Genomic DNA, 19705 nt, shown 5'->3' on the forward strand with positions numbered 1-19705 from the left:
TTTTATCCTTTATTCACAGCTTTGTTCACAGGGTGAATAACTTTTTTCACATTATACCCATACCCTCTTTAACATATAACTAATAATAGTTTAGATAAAATAAAACAAACTTATTCACATGATATTCACAGGGTGAAGACTTTTTTAAGGAGTATGTTTGCTAGCAGATACCATCATAGAACTTTTAAAAGAAGAGATCTCTTCACAAGAATATGATCGCTATATTAAACAACTTAAATTCCACGAAAAAGCCTCTAATTCGGATCAAATGGTCTTTCTTGCTCCTAATATTTTGATCGCTAATTGGGTTAAAACAAAATACTCCGATAAAATTGCTCATCTGTTTGAACTCAAAACGGGTAAGAAACCTGAAATCAAAATTGTCCTCAAAGAACATCTTAAAACCACCAAAGTGAAATCAACGCCTGTTGAGATGATTGATGCGATTAAAAACACTAAAAACACTATTTTAAACCCATCGTATACCTTTGATAGTTTTGTCGTAGGAAGCTCCAATCAATACGCTTACACTGCCGCTAAATCGATAGCAGAAAAACCAGGTGTCATGTACAATCCTGTTTTTATTTACGGTCCTACGGGACTTGGTAAAACGCATCTTATTCATGCCATCGGCAATTATGTTCAAGGCAGAGGTAAAATCGTTATTTATGCGACGATTGAGCAGTTTATGAATGATTTTACTTACAATCTTCGCAACCAATCTATGGACAGATTTCGTGAGAAATACCGTAGTTGTGATGTTTTGCTCATTGACGATACTCAATTTTTATCCAATAAAATTCAAACGCAAGAGGAGTTCTTTCATACGTTCAATGAACTCCATTCTGCGGGCAAACAGATCGTTTTAACTTCTGATAAACCACCAAAGATGATCAATGGACTTGAAGATCGTCTTAAAAGTCGCTTTGAATGGGGTTTGATTGCCGATATTGGCTTGCCAGAATTAGAAACTAAAATTGCGATCATTAAAAAGAAGTGTGAACTCGATGGTATTAATCTTAACAGCGACATTGTCAATTACATTGCTGCCAATATGGGCGATAATATCCGTGAAATTGAGAGTGCTATTATCAACCTTAATGCCTATGCATCGCTGATGCGTCAAGAAATTACCCTTGATTTCGCCAAAAACGTGATGCGTGAACAGATTAAAGAGCGTCGTGAAAACATTAGTCTTGAGGATATTATTCAAATCATCGCTAAAGATCTCAATATTAAACCAAGCGAGATTAAATCAACCAAACGCAGTAAAAACATTGTGGAAGCTAGACGTATTGGCATTTATTTGGCACGTACCCTCACTCCAAATTCAATGCCCGCATTAGCGACCTATTTTGGAATGAAAGATCATACAGCGGTTTCACATAATATTAAAAAAATTAACGAAATTATTGAGACCAATGAGTCCTTTAAACTCAAAGTTGAAGATCTCAAAAATAAAATTTTAACCAAGCAGATGTAAAAAGTTTTGATGATAAATGTGACGAGATGTGAAAAACCCTTGACGCATCTTTCACGCCAATAATCCCTAGTTTGAGGTATAATGTTGATGTTTTCACAATTTCATCCCATTCTACTACTTCATCTATTTTAAATTAAATAATAAAAAAGGAGACTCTATGAAGGTTTCGATAAAAAAGAGCATTTTAGAAAACATGTTACTCAACATTCAACCTTATTTAGAAAAAAAGGATTTGAGTCAGATAACATCCCATGTTTTACTCATTACTGAAGAGAGTCAATTTGTCATCAAAGCAACCGATTATGAGATTGGTTTATGCTACCACACACCTGAAGTCAAAATCATCACAGCAGGAAATGCAACCGCTAATGGTAAAAAACTTCTTGATATTATCAAAAGTTTAAAAGATGACGAAGTTGTTTTAGAAACCATCAATGATTACCTCTATATCAAACAGAATAGCTCCAAATTTAAACTTCCGATGCTTAACCCGAGTGATTTCCCACCCTTCCCTCAAATTGACGCTAAGCCCAAATTTGACATCAACAGTAACACGCTGGTTCGCTCCATTAAAAAGATCGCTCCCGCCATTGATAGCAACAATCCTAAATTTGAACTGAATGGCTCTTTAATTGACATTAAAGACAACAGCATCAATTTAGTAGCAACCGATACCAAACGTTTGGCAATCGTACAACTTGAACAACCGACCGAACATAACTTTACATTGATTATTCCTAAAAAAGCGATCAGCGAAATTCAAAAACTCTTTTTTGATACCATTGAAATTTTTTACGATGAAAACACACTCATTGCTTCATCGGCTCATTTTACATTTTATACTAAACTGATCAATGGAAAATTCCCAGACTATCAACGCATTATCCCTAAAAATAAAAACTATAGAATTTTACTCAGTCGTGAATCGATGGTGGATTCTATTAAACAGATCTCAATCATCTCTCCTGAAATTAAAATCACCTTTAAACCTGAAAAAATAGTTTTTGAGAGTTTGAATGATGATAACATTGAAGCTAAAACAGAAATTGAGTTTAAAACGGGACTTGATAGTGACATTTACCTTGCAGTTAACAGTCGTTATATTTTAGATTTTTTATCCAATATCGAAAATAGTAACTTTACCTTAGGTTTCAATGACAGTGGTCTTCCTTTCACATTAGAGAGCGATAATTTTACAACCATTGTTATGCCAATTATGATCTAAGAAACCAATACAAAAAGATAATAAAGAAGTGGAGAAAATATGAGTACTTACGGTGCAGACAATATTAAAGTTTTAAAAGGCCTTGAAGCAGTACGAAAACGTCCTGGTATGTATATCGGTGATACCAACATTAACGGTCTTCACCATCTTATTTATGAAGTGGTTGATAACTCTATCGATGAGGCAATGGCGGGCTATTGTGATCTTATTAAAGTTGAATTAACACGTGAGGGCTCATGTATTGTTGTTGATAATGGTCGTGGTATTCCTGTGGGTTGGCATGAGGGCGAAAATATGTCAGCTGCAACGGTTGTTTTAACCGTTCTTCACGCAGGTGGAAAGTTTGATAAAGATACGTATAAAGTCAGTGGTGGTTTGCACGGTGTTGGTGTTTCGGTTGTAAATGCACTTTCATCAAAACTGGTTGCGACCATTAAACGTGAAGGCAATGAACACCGTCAAGAGTTTGCCGCAGGTATTCCTCAAACACCTCTTGATGTGGTTAAAACAACCAATCGCACAGGTACGATGATAGAATTTTGGCCAGATTCTACTATTTTTGAAACCACAGAGTTTCAATTTGAAATTTTACAAACACGTTTTAAAGAGCTTGCCTACCTTAATCCAAAAATTACGATTGAACTTAAAGATCAAAGAGACGGACGCGTTGAAGTGTACCACTTTGAAGGTGGTATTAAACAGTTTGTTTTGGATCTTAATAAAAAAGAAAAAGTAGCGGATGCTGTTCACTATACTGCTAGTATTGAAGATGTTGAAGTGGATGTTGCGATGATGTATAACTCAACTTACAGTGAAATTCTCTTCTCTTTTGTCAATAACATCAAAACCATTGATGGTGGAACGCATGAAAGTGGCTTTAGAGCAGGTTTGACACGTGCCATTACGGGTTATATTAGCCTCAATGCAGGTGTAAGAGAAAAAGACGTCAAAATTACAGGTGATGATGTTCGTGAGGGCTTGATCGCGATTGTCAGCGTAAAAGTACCTGAACCTCAATTTGAGGGTCAAACCAAAGGAAAACTCGGAAGTTCTTATGTAAAACCAATTGTGCAAAAATTGGTCTATGAGCAACTGGTTAAATACTTTGAAGAAAACCCGATCGAAGCAAAAGCCATTATGAACAAAGCGCTTGCAGCAGCACGGGGCAGAGAAGCGGCTAAAAATGCAAGAGATTTAACCAGACGTAAAGATGCGATGAGTATCGGTACACTTCCTGGAAAATTGGCAGATTGTCAAAGTAAAGACCCTTCTATTTGTGAACTTTACCTCGTAGAGGGCGATAGTGCGGGCGGTTCTGCTAAACAAGGAAGGGACCGTGTTTTTCAAGCGATTTTGCCACTTAAAGGTAAAATTCTTAACGTTGAAAAAAGCCGTTTGGACAAAATTTTAAAATCCGAAGAGATCAAAAATATGATCACTGCCCTAGGATGCGGCATTGGTGAAGAGTTTAATGAAGAAAAACTTCGCTATCATAAGCTCATTATCATGACCGATGCGGACGTTGATGGTAGCCATATTCAAACGCTTCTTTTAACTTTTTTATTCCGTTTTTTACGTCCTGTTGTGGACAATGGCTATGTCTATTTGGCGCAACCTCCTTTGTACCGTTACAAAAAAGGTAAAAAAGAGATTTACCTCAAAGATGACACTGAAATGAATACTTTTTTAATTGAATCAGGTATCGATAACATTGCGATTGAAGGTGTTGGAACACCTGATTTAATTGATTTCTTTAAAATTATCTCTGCGTATCGTGGTATTTTAAAAGAGCTTGAAAAACGCTTCTCAATGATCGAAGTGATTCGTTATTTGATTGAAAATCCTGATTTGATCACGCTTCCAACTGATAAACTCTTTATAGAGATAGAGCGATTTATCACCGCCCTTGGGTACAATATTTTGAACCATTACATCTACGATGAGAGTATTCATCTGTTTATTCAAACCAAAGATGGTTTGGAAGAGCTTCTTTTGGATGAGACATTTTATGCAAACCCACTGTATGAAGAGGCACTCTATATTTATTCTAAAATTCAAGAGCGTGATTTTGATGTTTTTGACGGACGTGATCCTGTTGAAGTTTTGGATGAAATTGAAAAAAATGCTAAAAAAGGCGCTTACATTCAACGTTACAAAGGTCTTGGTGAGATGAACCCAGAGCAACTTTGGGAAACCACGATGAATCCTGAAAATAGACGCCTGTTACAAGTTAAAGTGGATGATGCTGAGGCTGCTAGTGATACCTTTACCCTCTTTATGGGTGATGAAGTTGAACCTCGTCGTTTGTATATTCAAGATCATGCCAAAGATGTAAAACACTTGGACGTTTAATGCTCTATTCTGAGATCAAGGAGAGAGAAAACCGATTTATTACCGCACTTAAAATCGTGTTTCCTCTCCTGCTTCTCATTGGCATTTTTTTCCACTCGTATCAGCTCTTTCCACACACATCCATCAACTTTATTCTTCTGATTTTATTGATCCCCATTTATGTCTATTATACGGTCTATCTTATCTATTATGGGTTTCAGACTTCACTGATTGACCCGATCACTAAAACATTCACCAGAGCCGAAATTATCGCGAAAATTAAAAAAATTAACGATCGGGAAAATACCGCCGTTATCTTTTTACATGTAAACAATTTAAGCGACATTAATGAGCGGTATGGCATTAACAATGGAGATCTCGTTTTAGGGCAATTTATCCAAAAATTGGAATTTTTTTTAAGAGAACACCGTTTTAAAAAAGTTGCGATTGGGCGTTACAGCAGTGATAGTTTTTTGCTTTATCTCAAACATCCCCATAAAGAGCTTCGCCACCTTTTAATGATTTTTACTAAAAGCGTTCAAAATGTGGGTATTTCCAATATTGAAATTAAAGTGGCTTTTTCACTCTTAAGCGCTGCGTATGATAGCGATACACATAACCTCATTGAACGGCTTTTAATGCTCATTGAAGAGCAAAAAAAGAGTGAAGAGACGACACCTCATATCAAACTCAATCAATTTCACATGATTATTGATGAAGCAATCAAACAGCATCAGCTTTTTTTCAAATACCAACCCTCTCTAAGCCTTCAAACAGAGCAGATCAGCATTTTAGAAGTCCTCATTCGTATGGAATCACACACCTATGGATCGCTCTCCAAACAGCAAATTCAGCGCATTGTAAACCATACGGGTTATGAGATGGCGTTCGATGAAAAAGTATTTGAACTTTTGGTCGAAGAGATGGAACCGTTGCTTCAAAAAGAGCTGCTTTTTAGTGTTGAAATTTCCCCCGTGACGCTGCGAAATCTCAGTTTTAAACGCTATCTTTTAACACTTCTTAGCCAACACAAGATTGATCCGCACCGTTTTATTCTTGAGATAACAGAGCAAAAAAGTTATGAAAATATGCACCGATTTAGAGAAATTATCGAGAGTTACCAAGAGGTTGGATTTAAAATAGCGCTTGGTAATTTTGGGGGTAATAACTGTGGGTTTGAATACCTGAAGCATTTGCCGATTGATTTGGTAAAGTTTGACATTGAATTTACCAAAAAAATCGAAGATTCCAAATACCAACAGCTTCTTTTACACTATGTGGAACTTATCCAATCGCTTCATATACAAAGTATGGTAAAATTCGTCGATAAAGAGGCACTTTTGGAAAAAATAAAAGAGATTAGGCCTGATTTTATACAAGGGTTTTGCATTTCAAAACCTAAAAATTTAGAACAAATAGTAGGAGATATTTTATGAAATACGGTGAACAAATTATTAAAGAATTTGATGTGGAAAAAGATTTGGAAATTTGGCCCAATCAGCACAAAAAAAACTATGTGATTAAACTGACACTGCCCGAGTTTTGTTGTTTGTGCCCACGCAGTGGTTATCCTGATTTTGCGACGATTTACATTGATTACATTCCAAATGGCTTTGTTGTGGAGCTTAAAGCGATCAAACTTTACATCAACAGCTTTATGAACCGTAACATCAGCCACGAAAACAGTGCCAATGAAATTTACGATCTTCTCGATTCCAAACTCAAGCCAAAATGGCTCAAAGTGGTGGCGGATTTTAATCCAAGGGGCAACGTGCATACAGTGATTGAAATTGATTCCAAACAGGTACGAAACGAAAGCATATGTTAAGTCCAAAACTCATTGAGCAGTTCTTTGGGGCTGCTTCGATTCAACGCTGGAACGATTACCCTCGCATGGTGGAACTGGTTGAACTTGATAAACAGGCGCACAAATTTATCATCGCCTATTTTTTAGCGCAAATGGAAGAAAAAGATAGCATCAATATGGTCACGATGATCGAAGCGGGCATCTTTGAATTTCTGCGTCGGGTTGTGGTCACTGACATTCGCCCAGATGTCTTTCGTAAAGCGCTTCAAAAAAAAGAGAAAGAGATCAATACATGGGTGCTGGCGCAACTCTATGATTCGCTCAGTGACATTGAAGATGGCGCTTTTTATGAGCGTTTTAAGAGCTATTTGAACGACAGCTCTATGTATAAAAAAGAGCGATTTATCCTTAAAGCGGCTTCGTATATGGCGACACGTTGGGAATTTTTGATCGTCTATCAAACCAGCCAATTTCTCAACAATATCGACCGTGTGAAAGAGGCAGTGGAAGAGGAAATTGAGGATTATTATGAACTCATTGGGGTTCGTAAAATGGCGATGAATAAAAAAATCTCTAAAATCGTTGATCTAAGCGGTCGCCTTCGTTTTCAAAAACGGTGGGCGCAAACGCCGCGTATTCCTGAAACCTCCGTGCTTGGGCACATGCTAATTGTCGCCATTTTGGGTTATTTTTATTCACGCTCCATCAACGCGTGCGATAAACGTCTTGAAAACAACTTCTTTTGCGCCCTTTTTCACGACTTCCCTGAAGCACTCACCCGTGACATCATCTCTCCTGTCAAATACTCCGTCAGCGGGCTTGATGACATTATCAGTGAGTTTGAAATTAAGATGATTGAAGAGGAAATTCTGCCGTTTTTGCCCGATAATTTGGTTTCGAGTTTCAAATATCTTTTGGGACTCTATGGGGACAATCAAAAAAATGAATTCCTCAATAAAATCAATCACACTGGCATTGAAATTGTCGAAGATTTGAGTGCGTATAATGAAGATAAATACAACGCGATTGATGGTGAAGCGCTAAAAAATTGTGATAGAATCGCTGCATTTATCGAAGCGACGCTTTCTATTTCGCATGGCGTGAAGTCTAAAGAGTTGATTCAAGGCAAAGAGTATATTCGTGGGAAGTTGAAAGAAAAAGGACAAATGGGCAATGCTGATTTTTATCAATTGGCGTTGGAAATTGAAACGTATTTGGGAGTTTAGGGCGTAGTGTAAAAAACCCTCTCCCAGATGACTGCGGCACACACCTAAAAAAAGCGCTCTGCTGTGTTCCCACCCTGAAGCGTTACTCTTAAAAGACATTGCACAGGTCTAGAAGAAGGCGAAGCGTATTTTACCCAAACATTCTTAAAAAACACAGAGGTTAACAATGGTCGATCCAAAAATTGAAGAGAGTTGGAAAAATGTTTTACATGTAGAGTTTCAAAAGCCCTATTTTGAGAGCTTAAAAAGCTTTTTGGTGGAAGAGAAAAAAAACTACACTGTTTATCCCAGTGGTGCGAATATCTTTGCGGCATTTGATAACACACCTTTTGAGAGCGTTGAAGTGGTCATTTTAGGGCAAGACCCGTACCATGGAGCCCATCAAGCGCACGGGCTCTCTTTTTCGGTACAAGATGGCATTCAGCATCCGCCATCCCTCCAAAATATTTTTAAAGAACTGCGCGATGACATGGGATGTGCGATTCCCAAAAGTGGCAATTTAAGCGCGTGGGCAAAACAAGGCGTTTTCTTACTCAACACGGTTTTAACCGTTCGTGCCAGTGAAGCCAATTCCCACCGTGGTCAGGGTTGGGAGAATTTTACGGACGCCGTGATTAAGACACTAAGCGCTCAAAAAGAGCATTTGGTCTTCATTCTTTGGGGCTCACCTGCAGGTGCTAAAGCCAGTCTGATTGATAGTAAAAAACATCTCATTTTACGTGCTCCTCACCCTTCACCTCTCTCTTCGTACCGTGGTTTCTTTGGTTCCAAGCCTTTTTCAAAAAGCAACGAATACCTTAGCAGTAAGGGTAAAAAGCCCATTAATTGGTGTTTGGCTTGAGTGTAAAAGAGGCGATTTATGCGTGGTATAAAACAAATGGGCGCCATGATCTTCCGTGGCGCCAAACCAACGATGCGTACAAAATATACCTCAGTGAGATTATGCTACAACAAACCCAAGTCAAAACGGTTCTTGAGCGCTTTTACTTTCCCTTTTTAGAGCGTTTTCCAACCCTTCAAAGCGTAGCCGTTGCGCCACTCGATGATGTTTTAAAAATGTGGGAAGGGCTTGGTTACTACACCAGAGCTCGAAATTTGCATCATACAGCCATTATATGTAAGGGTGTTTTGCCCAAAAATCCTGAAGAGCTTGGCGGGCTTAGAGGCATTGGAAAAAGCACGGCACATGCGATTTGCTCTTTTGCGTACCACCAAGCACTTCCTATCTTGGATGCCAATGTCAAGCGCGTTTTGTGTCGCTACTTTGCGCTAAGCATAAAGGATGAAAAAGTGCTTTGGGAAAAGGCGTGGAAGCTTTTAGCCGTAAAGCATCCGTACGAACACAATCAAGCGATGATGGACATCGGTGCAATGATCTGCACATCTAAAAATCCGAACTGTTTGGCATGTCCACTTGAGTTTACATGTAAAGGTAAAAATGCACCTGAGAGCTATCCAAAAGCAGTGAAAAAAGCGAAAGTTCCAACGAAAAAGCGCTTTGCTTTGGTTGTCTTTCAAGAAGGAAAATTGGGGCTTATTCAACGAAAAGAGAGACTGCTTCATGGACTTTGGGGATTTGTTCAGGTGGACGAAAAGCCAAAAGGTGTACACAGCCTTGGCAAAGTTGCTCACACGTATAGCCATTTTAAACTCGAACTGGAAATCATTCAAGGTGATGCTTTACATGTAAACGTGGATGGCTATTTTACAGAGGAAGAAATTGAAAGTTTAGCACTCTCAACCGTCGATAAAAAGATCATTCAAAAGATTTTTAGCTCAAAATAGCGCCATTTTGTTACAAATATACCCAAAAATTTCATTTTTAAGCTTTTATCCTTAAACCTTCCTAATGTACTATGCCATAGCGCCTCATGCCCATTCCAAGCGTCTAAAACTTAAAAATATTTTAAAACTTAATGTTTGTTTAATCTGTTTAGGACTATGGTGAAAGGAGAGAGTCATCTAAGTTGACTTAATTTTGCCTTAGGAGTTAGAATGAAAGAGGTTAAAATTGAGCTAAAAAATGTCTATAAAATTTTCGGGGATTCACCCAAAAAAGCACTTACACTGTTAAAAAAAGGTATGGATAAAGCGGAAATTTTTAGACGTACTGCTCAAACAATCGGCGTTAATAACGCCAGTCTTCAAATATACAAAGGTGAAATCTTTGTCATCATGGGTTTATCGGGATCTGGCAAGTCGACATTGGTGCGACTCTTTAACCGCCTTATTGAGCCCTCAAGCGGTTCGATTTTGATCGATGGTGAAGATATCGCCGTTATGAATCACTCAGAACTCAGAGCTGTGCGCAGGGCTAAGATGAGTATGGTGTTTCAATCCTTTGCCCTTTTGCCCCATCTTAATGTACTGGATAACGCTGCATTTGGGTTGGAACTGGGAGGTATGCCAAAAAGTGAGCGCTACATCAAAGCCAAAGAAGCGCTGGAGCGAGTCGGTCTTTTGGATTATGTTCATACGTATCCAGACTCACTCAGTGGTGGTATGCAACAGCGTGTCGGTTTGGCAAGAGCGCTTGCTAATAATCCGGATGTGCTTTTGATGGATGAAGCCTTTTCGGCACTCGATCCGCTCATTCGGTCTGAAATGCAAGATGAACTGTTAAAGCTTCAAAGTGAGCAAGAGCGCACCATCGTTTTTATCTCGCATGATTTAGATGAAGCGATGAAACTGGGTGATCGCATTGCCATTATGCAAGGTGGTTCGGTGATACAAATTGGTACGCCCGATGAAATTTTAAAAAACCCTGCCAATGAATACGTGCACTCCTTCTTTAAGGGTGTGAATGTGGGTGGGGTGATTACGGCAAAAGATATCGCGAGTACCAAACAAGTCACCATCATCCAAAAAGATGGGCAAGGAACATTGATGGCGCTTCAAACTTTGATGGATAATGATCGTGAGTTTGCCTATATCGTTGATCGTAGAAAACGCTTTTTAGGGGTCGTATCGGTCGATAGTTTGCGCTCAAAACCCAAACGTGAAAGCATTGATGTTGCCTTTTTAAAAGAGATACCGATCATCGATGGAGCAACCTATCTCAATGATATTGTCGGCATTGTTGCGAGCACGCCCTGCTCCGTACCTGTTGTTGATAAAAACCAAAAATACATCGGCGCCATTTCAAAAGCGACCCTTTTAAAAGCATTGGATTACCAAGGGGAGGATGACAATGAGTGAGAAAATAGAAAACCCGTGGGAAATGGCTCCCGCCACACAAATGGATTGGTTAAGTGACCAATCGGCGCCACCGCTTGATATTTCGTTTAATTGGTTAGACCCGTTTAAAGAGACCTTTATTCCCCTAGATCGTTATGTGGAATCGGGTTTAACATGGACAGTAGCACATTTTCGTGATGTTTTCCAATCCATTCGTGTTCCGATTGATCTGGTTTTGCGTGCGGTTGGGGATTTCTTTGGCTCCATTCCTGCCACGGTTTTTATTGTGGTGGTAACGCTTCTTGCATGGCAGTTTGCAGGGCGTAAAATTGCGATTGGTACGTTTATCTCGCTTATCATTATTGGATTGATTGGCGCGTGGAGTGAAGCGATGATAACGCTCTCTTTGGTCTTTACCTCCGTCTTTTTCTGTTTAGTGATCGGCATTCCCATTGGCATTTTGGTTGCAAATAATGATCGGTTCTCACTGATTATGCGACCGATTTTAGATGCGATGCAAACCACGCCTGCGTTTGTCTATCTCGTTCCTGTTGTCATGCTTTTTGGCATCGGCAATGTCCCAGGGGTTGTGGTGACGATCATTTTTGCCCTTCCGCCTTTGATTCGCTTTACCAACCTTGGGATCAGGCAAGTGCCTAAAGATCTGGTCGAAGTCTCGCGAAGTTTTGGAGCAACGCCTTTGCAGATGCTCTTTAAAGTGCAACTCCCTGTTGCGATGCCAACCATTATGGCAGGTATCAATCAAACGTTGATGTTAGCGCTTTCGATGGTCGTATTTGCCTCAATGATTGCAGTCGGAGGGCTAGGTCAAATGGTACTTCGTGGCATTGGAAGGCTCGATATGGGATTGGCGTCCATTGGTGGCGTGGGCATTGTGCTTTTAGCCATCGTACTAGATCGTATCACGCAAGCATTGGGGGAGAAAGATATGGTAAACGCACATGTGGCATGGTATCAAAAAGGGCCTTTAGGCTTTTTATACGACCTTCTCGCCAAACAGAGGAAAAAACATGAATAAACTACTCAAAAAAAGCCTTATCGGCATGGTTTGCTTTTTGTTCTTAAGTGGTGTGAGTGCTGCAGCAGAAATGCCAGGCAAGGGCGTTAAAGTGCATCCGATGCACAGCTCCATTGCCGAAGAGAAGTTTCAAACAATTATTATCAACGAAGCGCTCAAAGCGTTAGGATACGATGTTTTACCGATTGAGGAAGTGTCGTATGCCGTCATTTACCAGACGATTGCCCAAAACAAAGAGTCGAATGAGATCTATTATACGACCGTCAATTGGATACCGTTGCATGATGAGATGTTTGAAAACGTAGGTGGTGAAAAAGTCCTTTTTCGTAAAGGAACGTTTATTTCAGGAAATGCACAAGGCTATTTGATCGATAAAAAAACAGCGGAAAAATATAACATTAAATACCTCAATGACCTCAAAGATCCCAAAATTGCCAAGTTGTTTGATAGCAATAAGGATGGTAAAGCGGATTTAGCTGGCTGTAACCCGGGTTGGGGATGTGAAAGATCGATTGAATATCAACTGGACGCCTTTGGACTTCGAGGTACGATTCAACACAATCAAGGCGAATATTCGGCAATTATCGCTGAAACGATTGAGCGTTATAAACAAGGTCAACCCATTTTATACTACACATGGACGCCGTATTGGGTGAGTGGTGTTTTAATTCCTGGCAAGGACACTGTATGGCTTCAAGTCACAAAGAGTGCAGACCCTGATCATAAAGATACTGCATTAACAGATGGTAAAAATTATGGTTTTAGCGCTAATACAACGCATATTGTAGCCAATGGAAACCTTGCGGCACAAAACCCTGTCGCTGCTAGATTATTTGAAATTGCGAAGTTAGATATTCGCGATGTAAGTGCTGAAAACATGATGATTAGCCAAGGTCAAAAGAGCGAAAAAGAGATTGAACATCACGCGTTATCGTGGATAAAATGGCATGAAAAAATCTTTCAAGGTTGGATAAGTGAAGCGAAAAAAGCGGCGCAATAGTATGACCCAACGAGAAAAAAATTCTTCTCGTTAGCTTCCATGGTGCGGAATGTATCCTCTACTTCCCAAAAGTAACAGCGTTGCGCCACACAGACTGACCACCATCATCACACCTGTGATCGGGAAGAGTGTTGCGTCGTGCAAGGAACTGGCGGTAAACCCCATGAGGGCTCCCACACTGTACTGCAAAACACCGATGATGGCATTGGCCGAAGCGCTGATGCTTGGGAAAAACTCCAAGGATAAAGAGACAGAATTTCCAAAAATGAGCCCTAGCGTACCAATGTAGAGTCCAATGAGCGGAAAAAGAACGTAAATGCTCTGATCTTGGCAGGCAAACAACGCAATGCCAATGAGTGCTTGAGCACTCATACCAATGCGAAGCAGAACAAGAGGGTCTTTGTATTTGACAAGCCATGCGTTGATCCTTCCCACGATCATCAGCGTAGTGACATTAAGCGCGAAAAAAAGTGCAAATTGACCTGAACTGACATGAAAATGTTCCATATAGATGAAGGATGAAGAGGTGATGAACGTGTACATCCCTGAAGAAGAGAGAATTTGAGAGACGATAAAAACCATCGCCATTTTATGGCTAAGCACGGTTTTGTAGTTCTGAATCGGTGTGACTTTGACCCGTTCTTGCTTCACTGAAGGGAAACGGAAGAGGTAAAAACCGAGCGCAAAAAGGGTGTAAAGGCTTAAAAATATAAAGATGATGTTCCAGTCAAAAAATTTGAGGATTAACGAGCCCATCGTTGGGGCGATTAATGGTGCCATCAGCATCACCATCGCGATCATGGAGAAGATGCGAGCACTCTCTTTGCCCTCGAACATATCACGCACAATGGCGGAAACATTGACCGTGGCGATGCCTCCACCAAAGGATTGAATCGCTCTTAATATCCAGAACATTTCGATGCTGTCGGTAAACGAGAGCAAAAGGCTACTGATACCAAATAAAATAAGCCCAATGATGATCATCGGACGTCTGCCGTACGCATCCGAAATGGGACCACCAAAAAGCTGTCCCATTGCCATACCAAAAAAGAAAAGGCTTAAGCTGATTTCGACATTGGGAATAGAGGTTTGAAGGCTTTTAGCAATGGCGGGGAATGCCGGTAAATACATATCAATCGATAAGGGTGTAATGGCGGCAAGGCTTGCAAGCGTTAAGACAATCTGACGCTCAGTGAGTGTGTGGGACATGAAGTTCTCTTTAGATTAGTGTGCGCACATTATAGGGTAAAAGTTTAAATCCTCTGTTAACATAACCGTTTACATGTAAAGGTTGCAGGCGATAAAAAGGTTTGTTAACAGAGCGTTTGAGATGTTTTAAAAGCAAAGCTCACAACGAAGTGTCCTTGAAAAAACTGGGCGCACCTTTGGCGCTTTTTTTTTACATGTAACCTTCATTTGACACGAATTCTCTTCTTAGAATCTTTTAAGCCCGCTTTGCCTACAATTAACGGTGATAAAATATCACATATTACAAAAAAAGAGATCAAACGGTTTTAATAACAGGAGGTAGACGATGTCTACAAGCGAACAAGAAGCAAAGCTAGTAGCGATTTTAGGAAAATTCATCGACATTGTCTCCAAAGAGCTACCTGATGATGTGATGAAAAAGTTAACGGAGCTTCGAACGAAAGAGGAAGCTCCCTTAGCTAAAGCGATTTACGATGTGATGTTTGACAATTTAGACCGCGCCAAAAAACTGGGTCGCCCTACCTGTCAAGATACGGGTGTGATTCAGTTTTTTGTGCGTTCAGGTTCCAATTTCCCTCTGCTGGGAAAATTACGGAGCATTTTAAGGGAAGCGACGATTAATGCGACAAAAAGTGCACCACTGCGCCTCAATGCGGTCGAAGTCTTTGATGAAAAAAACACTGGAACCAATGTGGGAACCGATGTTCCGTTCATCGAGTGGGAGATCGTGGATGAGAGTACCAACGTCGAGATCGAAGTCTATCAAGCCGGTGGTGGCTGTTCGCTTCCGGGTCGCAGTATTGTTTTACCTCCACTGGCAGGCTATGAAGGGGCGATGAAATTTGTCTTTGACACGATTGTCGATTGGGGCATCAATGCCTGCCCACCGCTTGTTGTGGGTGTGGGGATTGGAACTTGTTCGACTTCTGCGGCGAAGCTTTCTAAAAAAGCGATGCTAAGACCGATTGGTACTTCTCATCCGCACCCCAAAGCGGCAGCCATGGAAAAGAGCATCGAGGAAGGGCTAAACGCGATTGGTTTAGGACCTCAGGGTATTTCAGGGAAAAACAGTGTGATGGCAGTCCACGTGGAAGGCATGGCGCACCACCCTTCGGTTTTAGGCGTGGGCGTAACGGTAGGATGCTGGGCAAATCGTCACGGCATCATTCGATTTGATGAAAATTTAGCGTACGAAGTGGTGTCGCACACAGGAGTGAGCCTATGAAAAAAGTTTTAACAACCCCGATTCAAGATGAAGATATTGCATCGCTTCGCGTGGGAGACATCGTTTATCTTACCGGCACATTGGTGACATGTAGAGATGAAGGACACCGCAGAATTGTGGCAGAAGGTATTATGCCTTCACTTCCGATGGATCGCATCGCCATTTTTCACGCCGGGCCGATTGTTAGAGATGTGGAAGGTGGTTGGGAGATGGTTTCCATAGGACCTACAACCAGCATGCGTATGGAGCGTTATGAAAAAGAGTTTTTAGCCAAAACGGGCGTGAAATTGGTCATTGGAAAAGGTGGCATGGGCGAAAAAACGGCGCAAGGGTGTAAAGAAAGTTTTGCCGTGCATGCCGTTTTCCCGGGTGGTTGTGCCGTGATCGCCGCCGAAGAGGTGGAAAAAATCGAAGGCAAAGAGTGGCCAGAGTTTGGGATGCCAGAAGCGTTTTGGATACTTAAAGTCAAAGAGTTTGGCCCGTTGATTATCTCGATCGATACAGAGGGAAATAACCTTTTTGAAGCGAATAAAGTGACGTTTCATGAGCGAAAAGAAGTTGCACTGAAAGATACTGCCAAACAGATTGTTTCGATGATTGCAAAGAGCTAGAAGATAAGGCGCTTTTAGTAACGCCTTTGAGGTTATTTAAAATTGGAAAGGGTGCTGTTCATACTGCGAACAATATGCTCTCGCATAATGTTACATGCCCCTTCATAATCTTTTTCAATCAGTTTTTCGACCATTTGGTCATGTTCAGCGAGTGAAATTGCGGCGTACTCTTGCGCCGTGACGAGTCGGTTCATGGAGAGACCATTCCACAAAAGAGCGAGAAAGGATTTGAGTTTTTCACTCCCCGCGGCTTCCCAAATGGTCATGTGAAATGCTTGGTTGGCAATATTATACGCCTCCGTATCGCCCGCTTCTTTGGCACGCTGTCCTTGTTTGTTGATCTTTTTGATTGCATCAAGGATGTGATCGTTCATATTGGCGCAGGCACGCTTGAATGCTTCGGTTTCGAGTAAGATGCGCATTTCATAGTGGTCTTTAATCGCCTCTTCTGAAATGCCTTTGACGATGGCGCAACGGTTTTGGCGAAGTTCGATAAGCCCTTCATTCGCGAGGATTTGAAACGCTTCGCGCACGGGAGTACGCGACATACCGACTTGTTCGCCAATGCTATCTAGCGTGATCGATTGACCTTTGCTGATGCCGCCTGTGAGGATGGAGGAGCGAAGGATCGAAGCGACTTGTTCGCGTGCAGGCAACATTTGTATTTTGGTGAGATTCATCATAAATGCTCTTTATAATTCGATATTTTGTAAAGTATAGCATGACAAAGCTATCTTTTTCAAGAAAAGTAACAATTTCGTTTTACATGTAACGCTTTTGGGAATTACATGTAAAACGATACAGGCTCAAAAGGATGAACCATGCACGCAATTGAAAAATTATTAGCCAAAAAAGCAGGTAAAACAAGCGTCAAAACAGGTGAGATTATCAACTGTGAGATTGATATGGCAGGCATCAACGATCTTTACTTGCAGACCATACGCTCTTTTTTTGAAATGGGTGGCACGAAAGTGTATGATCCAAGCAAGGTTATTATGTTTTTAGACCATTATGCGCCCGCTTCGACCATCACGCAAGCAACGAATCAGAAGCAGTTTCGAGAGTTTTGCTGGGATCAAGGCATTGATCTTTTGATGGACATCGACCAAGGTGTGTGTCATCAGGTTTTAGCCGATAAAGGGTTGGCGTATCCGGGCGAAATCGTCGTTATCACTGACTCGCATACCACAACACACGGCGCGTTTGGTGCCTTTGGAACGGGTGTGGGTGCGACGGACTTGGCGATCATCTTAGCGACAGGAAAGCTGTGGTTTAGGGTTCCTGAAATCATCAAGATCAATTTTGAGGGGAAACTTCACAAAGGTGTGTATGCTAAAGATGCGATCTTGCACGCGATTGGCACGCTTGGAGCGGATTATGCCGTGTATAAAGCGGTTGAATTTGGCGGTTCGATGTTGGAGCAGCTCAGCATCTCAGAGCGTATGGCGCTGTGCAATATGAGTACCGAAATGGGCGCTAAAGCCAGTTACATTCAGCCCGATGCGATTACGATGGCATTTTTAGAAGAGCGGGTCACAAGGGCGTATGAGATTTACCACACGGATGCTGATTTTCACTATGCCGATGAAGTGAGCTTTGATGTGAGTGCTCTTAAACCACAACTTGCCGCACCTTCAAGTGTCGATAATGTTTATGATGTGAGTCAGTTTATCGGTCGCCACATCGACCAAGCGTATTTGGGTTCCTGTACGGGTGGCAGGGCTGAGGACATCGGCATTGCGGCGCATATTTTGCACGGCAAAAAAGTAGCGTCTCGTACACGTTTTGTGATCGTTCCCGCTTCCAAAGGCGTTTTACTCGAAGCGATGGAAAAAGGGTACGTGAAAACATTGATCGAAGCGGGAGCGACCTTTGTAACGCCTGGATGCGCCGCCTGTTTGGGAACGCATGAGGGGATGATCGCGTCGGGAGAGACCTGCATTACCACGACCAATCGAAATTTTCCAGGACGCATGGGCGATACGAAAGCAGAGATATTTTTAGGCTCACCAGCGGCGGTTGCAGCAGCAGCTTTGATGGGCGAAATCGTCGACCCTACGCTTTACATGTAAAGGATAAAAAATGCAAAAATTACTGAGTGGCAATGCCTTTGTTTTTGGCAAAAATGTCGATACCGACCAGATTTATCCGGGGCGTTTTGTGGAGTTTACCGATGTGGAAGATGTCGCGAAATATGCGATGTTTGGAGCTGATCCAGCGTTTACATGTAAAGTCAAAAAAGGCGATTTTATCGTTGCTGGGACGAACTTTGGCTGTGGCAGTAGTCGCGAGCATGCCGCCATTACGATCAAAGCTGTGGGCGTGGGAGCGATCATCGCAGAATCCTTTGCACGTATCTTTTACCGCAATGCGATCAACCTTGGCATTCCTCTCATTGTCTGCCCTAACATCTCACAATTGATCCAAACGGGCGATAGTTTGAGTCTTGATCTTCACAGTGGAGAAATACGCCTCGAAAAAAGTCTCATCGCAACCGCGGAACCGATGTCAGAATATGTGCTTAACATCTTAGAAAGTGGCGGTATCAAACCGCTGATAAAACAGCAATTAGCGACTGGAAACAGAGCCTAAAATAGCTTACATGTAAAGCGTTTCCTTACCTAACTTTTTGGGCTTGTAATGGTTTAAGTTATGCCGTTATAGAATGAAGTGGAAACGAATTTAAAGGAGTCAGGTGATGCTAAGAGAGATGATGGCATGTTTAATCGTTTTAGGCTTCCTTGGTGGCTGTAGTGGCACAGAAAATCACGAAGTGGTAGGCGAAAAAAGCGTTGAAAAAGTCTATCAAGACGCGATCAGAGACGATATTCTAAAAAGCACCAAAGATCCCAAAGAGTACCAACCGCTTTCATGGAAACTGTTGAAAAGCAGTGAAGTGGTAACCAAGCGTCTTGGCAAAAGAGCTGTTTTTATTGTTCATGCGTATAAAGAAAAAAATATTTACGGTGGCGTGATTCAACGTGAAAATATCTATTTTATCGGTGATTCAAAACCGAGCCTGATTATTGACTTTGATATGAAACAGGTTTTTGAAGAGTTCCTCTTCAGTCAGAGCATGCGCGATGTCTTCTCTCAAACGACGTGGAATTTTGAAACCCTGCAAGCAGCATATCCAAAACGCTCAAGTGACCCTGTGGCTAAAGAGAGCGTGAAAGATTTTATCTATGCAATTAAGCATTACAGTAAGGCAGATCAAGAAGTGCTCATTCATTCCATCACCAATGCCAACAACCCGATGTTCATCGCCAAAAACATGGCTATTTTCTTAAATATGCGATCCTTCCCCGAGCTGATGGAAGAGTTATTATTTGATGAAGTAACCTATAAAGGAAAATACAAATAAGGGATTAC

General features: G+C 41.2%; 18 protein-coding genes and 1 other RNA gene. 16 read left to right on the plus strand and 3 right to left on the minus strand.

Going from position 1 to position 19705, the window contains the following annotated elements; translation table 11 throughout:
- Positions 1–157: 157 nt before the first annotated feature.
- The 6 genes from dnaA to SHALO_RS00030 all read left to right on the plus strand — a co-directional run bounded on the left by dnaA (position 158) and on the right by SHALO_RS00030 (position 8072).
- Positions 158–1483 (plus strand): chromosomal replication initiator protein DnaA, encoded by a 1326-nt coding sequence (gene dnaA, locus SHALO_RS00005; RefSeq protein ID WP_069476816.1) that lies wholly within the window; start codon positions 158–160, stop codon positions 1481–1483.
- 157 nt (positions 1484–1640) lie between these two features.
- Complete coding sequence (gene dnaN, locus SHALO_RS00010; protein ID WP_069476817.1) at positions 1641–2708, plus strand: DNA polymerase III subunit beta; 1068 nt, start codon at positions 1641–1643, stop codon at positions 2706–2708.
- 39 nt (positions 2709–2747) lie between these two features.
- Complete coding sequence (gene gyrB, locus SHALO_RS00015) at positions 2748–5060, plus strand: DNA topoisomerase (ATP-hydrolyzing) subunit B (RefSeq protein WP_069476818.1); 2313 nt, start codon at positions 2748–2750, stop codon at positions 5058–5060.
- Positions 5060–6475: a GGDEF domain-containing protein gene (locus SHALO_RS00020; RefSeq protein ID WP_069476819.1), complete on the plus strand. Its 1416-nt coding sequence runs from the start codon at positions 5060–5062 to the stop codon at positions 6473–6475. Before gyrB ends, SHALO_RS00020 begins: the two co-directional genes overlap by 1 nt.
- Positions 6472–6867: a preQ(1) synthase gene (queF, locus tag SHALO_RS00025; RefSeq protein WP_069476820.1), complete on the plus strand. Its 396-nt coding sequence runs from the start codon at positions 6472–6474 to the stop codon at positions 6865–6867. Before SHALO_RS00020 ends, queF begins: the two co-directional genes overlap by 4 nt.
- On the plus strand, positions 6861–8072 hold the full coding sequence (locus SHALO_RS00030) for an HD domain-containing protein (protein WP_025343220.1): 1212 nt from the start codon (positions 6861–6863) through the stop codon (positions 8070–8072). The genes queF and SHALO_RS00030 overlap by 7 nt, the downstream gene beginning before the upstream one ends.
- 17 nt (positions 8073–8089) lie before the next feature.
- Here the strand turns inward: SHALO_RS00030 and ffs are convergent.
- An RNA gene (gene ffs / locus SHALO_RS00035) (signal recognition particle sRNA small type) lies at positions 8090–8187 on the minus strand.
- A 51-nt stretch (positions 8188–8238) separates the two neighbouring features.
- On the opposite strand from ffs, the gene SHALO_RS00040 reads away from it, so the two are divergent.
- The 5 genes from SHALO_RS00040 (at position 8239) to proX (ending at position 13288) form a co-directional block, all read left to right on the plus strand.
- Positions 8239–8913, plus strand: coding sequence for a uracil-DNA glycosylase (locus SHALO_RS00040; protein ID WP_069476821.1), 675 nt, complete (start codon positions 8239–8241; stop codon positions 8911–8913).
- The gene (mutY, locus tag SHALO_RS00045; protein WP_238585314.1) at positions 8901–9857 is read left to right on the plus strand and encodes an A/G-specific adenine glycosylase; all 957 of its coding nucleotides are present in this window, start codon (positions 8901–8903) and stop codon (positions 9855–9857) included. The genes SHALO_RS00040 and mutY overlap by 13 nt, the downstream gene beginning before the upstream one ends.
- 210 nt (positions 9858–10067) lie before the next feature.
- Complete coding sequence (proV, locus tag SHALO_RS00050; RefSeq protein ID WP_069476822.1) at positions 10068–11270, plus strand: glycine betaine/L-proline ABC transporter ATP-binding protein ProV; 1203 nt, start codon at positions 10068–10070, stop codon at positions 11268–11270.
- Entirely contained in the window at positions 11263–12288 is a 1026-nt protein-coding gene (gene proW, locus SHALO_RS00055; RefSeq protein WP_069476823.1) for a glycine betaine/L-proline ABC transporter permease ProW, read from the plus strand. Before proV ends, proW begins: the two co-directional genes overlap by 8 nt.
- A complete protein-coding gene (proX, locus tag SHALO_RS00060; RefSeq protein ID WP_069476824.1) occupies positions 12281–13288 on the plus strand; it encodes a glycine betaine/L-proline ABC transporter substrate-binding protein ProX in 1008 nt (335 codons plus the stop codon). The genes proW and proX overlap by 8 nt, the downstream gene beginning before the upstream one ends.
- A gap of 30 nt (positions 13289–13318) precedes the next feature.
- Here the strand turns inward: proX and SHALO_RS00065 are convergent, their stop codons facing one another.
- Complete coding sequence (locus SHALO_RS00065) at positions 13319–14497, minus strand: multidrug effflux MFS transporter (protein WP_069476825.1); 1179 nt, start codon at positions 14495–14497, stop codon at positions 13319–13321.
- 325 nt (positions 14498–14822) lie between these two features.
- Here SHALO_RS00065 and ttdA point away from each other — a divergent pair, with 325 nt between their 5' ends.
- On the plus strand, positions 14823–15722 hold the full coding sequence (gene ttdA / locus SHALO_RS00070) for a L(+)-tartrate dehydratase subunit alpha (RefSeq protein ID WP_069476826.1): 900 nt from the start codon (positions 14823–14825) through the stop codon (positions 15720–15722).
- Complete coding sequence (gene ttdB / locus SHALO_RS00075) at positions 15719–16333, plus strand: L(+)-tartrate dehydratase subunit beta (RefSeq protein ID WP_069476827.1); 615 nt, start codon at positions 15719–15721, stop codon at positions 16331–16333. Before ttdA ends, ttdB begins: the two co-directional genes overlap by 4 nt.
- 32 nt (positions 16334–16365) lie before the next feature.
- Here the strand turns inward: ttdB and SHALO_RS00080 are convergent, their stop codons facing one another.
- Positions 16366–17016, minus strand: coding sequence for a GntR family transcriptional regulator (locus SHALO_RS00080; protein ID WP_069476828.1), 651 nt, complete (start codon positions 17014–17016; stop codon positions 16366–16368).
- A gap of 138 nt (positions 17017–17154) precedes the next feature.
- On the opposite strand from SHALO_RS00080, the gene SHALO_RS00085 reads away from it, so the two are divergent.
- From SHALO_RS00085 to SHALO_RS00095, 3 genes are all read left to right on the plus strand, one after another.
- The gene (locus SHALO_RS00085) at positions 17155–18405 is read left to right on the plus strand and encodes a 3-isopropylmalate dehydratase large subunit (RefSeq protein ID WP_069476829.1); all 1251 of its coding nucleotides are present in this window, start codon (positions 17155–17157) and stop codon (positions 18403–18405) included.
- A 10-nt stretch (positions 18406–18415) separates the two neighbouring features.
- Entirely contained in the window at positions 18416–18925 is a 510-nt protein-coding gene (locus tag SHALO_RS00090; RefSeq protein WP_069476830.1) for a LeuD/DmdB family oxidoreductase small subunit, read from the plus strand.
- Between the two features lie 106 nt (positions 18926–19031).
- Complete coding sequence (locus SHALO_RS00095; protein ID WP_069476831.1) at positions 19032–19697, plus strand: hypothetical protein; 666 nt, start codon at positions 19032–19034, stop codon at positions 19695–19697.
- Positions 19698–19705: the final 8 nt, after the last annotated feature.

It is taken from the genome of Sulfurospirillum halorespirans DSM 13726 (assembly GCF_001723605.1).
GTDB lineage: Bacteria > Campylobacterota > Campylobacteria > Campylobacterales > Sulfurospirillaceae > Sulfurospirillum > Sulfurospirillum halorespirans.

Coding starts and splice junctions, on each gene's coding strand:
- ttdB (WP_069476827.1), top strand. CDS start 15,719: ATGAAAAAAGTTTTAACAACCCCGATTCAAGATGAAGATATTGCATCG.
- SHALO_RS00095 (WP_069476831.1), top strand. CDS start 19,032: ATGCTAAGAGAGATGATGGCATGTTTAATCGTTTTAGGCTTCCTTGGT.
- SHALO_RS00090 (WP_069476830.1), top strand. CDS start 18,416: ATGCAAAAATTACTGAGTGGCAATGCCTTTGTTTTTGGCAAAAATGTC.
- queF (WP_069476820.1), top strand. CDS start 6,472: ATGAAATACGGTGAACAAATTATTAAAGAATTTGATGTGGAAAAAGAT.
- ttdA (WP_069476826.1), top strand. CDS start 14,823: ATGTCTACAAGCGAACAAGAAGCAAAGCTAGTAGCGATTTTAGGAAAA.
- proX (WP_069476824.1), top strand. CDS start 12,281: ATGAATAAACTACTCAAAAAAAGCCTTATCGGCATGGTTTGCTTTTTG.
- SHALO_RS00085 (WP_069476829.1), top strand. CDS start 17,155: ATGCACGCAATTGAAAAATTATTAGCCAAAAAAGCAGGTAAAACAAGC.
- proW (WP_069476823.1), top strand. CDS start 11,263: ATGAGTGAGAAAATAGAAAACCCGTGGGAAATGGCTCCCGCCACACAA.
- SHALO_RS00030 (WP_025343220.1), top strand. CDS start 6,861: ATGTTAAGTCCAAAACTCATTGAGCAGTTCTTTGGGGCTGCTTCGATT.
- SHALO_RS00040 (WP_069476821.1), top strand. CDS start 8,239: ATGGTCGATCCAAAAATTGAAGAGAGTTGGAAAAATGTTTTACATGTA.
- dnaN (WP_069476817.1), top strand. CDS start 1,641: ATGAAGGTTTCGATAAAAAAGAGCATTTTAGAAAACATGTTACTCAAC.
- proV (WP_069476822.1), top strand. CDS start 10,068: ATGAAAGAGGTTAAAATTGAGCTAAAAAATGTCTATAAAATTTTCGGG.
- SHALO_RS00020 (WP_069476819.1), top strand. CDS start 5,060: ATGCTCTATTCTGAGATCAAGGAGAGAGAAAACCGATTTATTACCGCA.
- SHALO_RS00080 (WP_069476828.1), bottom strand. CDS start 17,016: ATGATGAATCTCACCAAAATACAAATGTTGCCTGCACGCGAACAAGTC.
- gyrB (WP_069476818.1), top strand. CDS start 2,748: ATGAGTACTTACGGTGCAGACAATATTAAAGTTTTAAAAGGCCTTGAA.
- SHALO_RS00065 (WP_069476825.1), bottom strand. CDS start 14,497: ATGTCCCACACACTCACTGAGCGTCAGATTGTCTTAACGCTTGCAAGC.